Annotated in this window: 2 protein-coding genes and 1 pseudogene; all 3 read right to left on the bottom strand. The window is 39.6% G+C overall.

What is annotated here, in order from left to right:
- Window positions 1–549: 549 nt before the first annotated feature.
- Entirely contained in the window at window positions 550–1,260 is a 711-nt protein-coding gene (locus IQR33_RS18930; RefSeq protein ID WP_042520888.1) for a phospholipase D family protein, read from the bottom strand.
- A gap of 126 nt (window positions 1,261–1,386) precedes the next feature.
- Entirely contained in the window at window positions 1,387–1,665 is a 279-nt protein-coding gene (locus IQR33_RS18925) for a hypothetical protein (protein ID WP_042520887.1), read from the bottom strand.
- Window positions 1,666–2,091: 426 nt separating this feature from the next.
- A pseudogene (locus tag IQR33_RS33530) lies at window positions 2,092–2,342 on the bottom strand (assembly protein); the annotation flags it as partial.

Genomic DNA, 2,342 nt, shown 5'->3' with positions numbered 1-2,342 from the left:
GACCTGAGTGCCTGCGTAAAAAAGGCAAATCCCTGTAAAAAAAAGAAGCCAGTATCGAATGTTATTCATGTATTTAACCTAGCTAACAATAGCTATTACTTGAAAGCATGATAAAACAATACCTTAACATAAAACGCTTCTAACTTTTGCCTTTAAATTCTCATGATGCCACTTTGAGTATGGGAGTGATGTTTTTAGGCGTTCTATGATCAACCTAAGAGTTGTGAAAGTTCATACAGGTTAATATGAGTCTTCACACATAAACAAGGAGGCTTGTAATGCCGTTATATTATGTAAATAAAAGAGCTCAGACTAATGGAGATCACGAAGTTCACAGCGATAGTTGTATTTACCTATCTCAAATTAAGGATAAAGAGTTTTTAGGTACCTTCGAAAGCTGTGTTGGAGCAGTTGCAAAGGCGAAATTATCCTACAGCCGAGCAAATGGATGCGCATATTGCAGTGGGGCCTGCCACACAAGCTAAAGTAACGCTAAAAAACGATAAAAAGCTATAAATAAAGCTTTTTATCGTTAACGCTGTATCATGGTTACTGAATTTGTAGAGACTCAGGCCAGACAAAATATGGACCGAAACGTTTGCTGTATTTAAACTCACCACCTGAGGATTTACCTTCATCGGTTAATAAGTGCTTTCCGTCATCTAACGTTAAGTATCCTTTATTAACACACAAGCTGAGAAACTCATCTGTTTTAAGTTTGTGCTTTTTAGCTAACTTAGAAGAGCTGAGTTTAATTAGTTCATTCTCTGTAACAGGCTTTTCAGTAGATTCCGTATCTAAATTAACAGCTTGAACTTTCTCTAACGAGATTCTAACTTCGTCACTAATACGAATAATGCGTTGCGCTTCCTCGTAGGAATCTTTGTAGACATTGGGGTCTTCGTCACGGTCAATGAAGATGCCCATTTCATTATTATTTACTTGGCTAAACTCATAGAGATTTAAACTTGTAATGATACAAGCACTTTCATTCATGTAGCACTTTGCATGGAGGTTTTTGCAAAAACTGGTACGCACAAAGGAGAGACCTTTTAGCCAGTTAATCTCATCAGGTTGTAGTTCGCTTTTGCCATAGACAATTCGAATGTCTATCTTTAATCGGTCTTTGTCTTCCAAAAGCTCTCGAATACGATCATTAAGCTTAAGAAAAGGGCTGATGAGGATTAGCCTTTCAGAAGCGTTCTTTATCAGTTCTTCGAGGTAGTAGTTTGTCGCACTTGTATTTAAAAACTTAGCCATTTCATATCCTTGACATATAAAACCTAGCGCACATAGGCTACGACTAAGAAAATACTGAATCAAGTAGCAAAGATAAAAAACGCGTGGTCAAATGCCGCGCGTTGCGAATCACTCTTGAACAGTTAGTCAAGCGATCTTTTCAAAACCTGTTGTTCGTAAGTAGTCCCAGTAGTTTTGATGTATTGAAATACTTACTTGTCGTAGTTGTTCAATGTCGACTCCCTCAGCTAACTTGATGATCACACTATTATTTTCAACGACAGCACTTTCAACAATATCTAGCTGATTAAAATCATCAGCGAAAGCAGCTACATACATTTGGTAATCTTCTGGTTCCGGCATAAACGGACACTGTGCATTCACATCATCTTCAGTAATTTCTTTCAAACCTAATCTATATTTCATTATTACTCCTTAATTACCTAAAGGTCATCTAACGCTTGTTATACGACAATTAGTTTCCTGTTATGCGCACATTGTGCAGTTTTCCTTGCGATATGCTCAACAGATGGCTTCATAGTTTCAATAAGATAAATTAATTGCATAAGTGTTTTGTTATTTATTATAGCCTAATCAAGATTTAATCGAACCGTTGAAGCATGGTGGAATTTACCCCCGTAATACAGATTCGGGGGTTTGCTCCGCTTTTAGGTCCCTCCCGCAAAGCGGGCCCCTCCCAAAATGCTCGCAATACCGCGCACGTAATAAAAAAGGGCTCGTATAGAGCCCCATGATTAAGTTCGGTGTGGAAGTGCCAAGGTTTGGTGTCCTACATGTTCCGCTTCCTCGGTCTACGCAGACTGCGCTAGCTTCGACGCTGTGGCGAGCGGTCTAGATATGGACAGGCATGTTTTGCTGCAATATGTCTGATGGCTTTTCTCTTTGGCCGCACGTGAAGATCCTTTCTGTTTCTTCCCAAGTCACTCGATATACGCAGTCGCTCAACACTTCGAACCGATACCCAATCTTTACCAAGTCCAGATGATCGAAACTGAATAGCTTGTCGCGACCATCGTACACATCGATGTATATCTTGTAGAATGTCAGGTCACGGTCGAGTTCGGCAGCATACTTCAGCCGTT

The sequence above is a fragment of the Vibrio sp. OPT46 genome (assembly GCF_015163535.1).
In the GTDB taxonomy this organism is placed as follows: Bacteria; Pseudomonadota; Gammaproteobacteria; order Enterobacterales; family Vibrionaceae; genus Vibrio; species Vibrio alginolyticus.
Note: the sequence above shows the minus strand (reverse complement) of the source record. Positions and strands in the feature narration are given on the sequence as shown.

Coding starts and splice junctions, on each gene's coding strand:
- IQR33_RS18930 (WP_042520888.1), bottom strand. CDS start 1,260: ATGGCTAAGTTTTTAAATACAAGTGCGACAAACTACTACCTCGAAGAA.
- IQR33_RS18925 (WP_042520887.1), bottom strand. CDS start 1,665: ATGAAATATAGATTAGGTTTGAAAGAAATTACTGAAGATGATGTGAAT.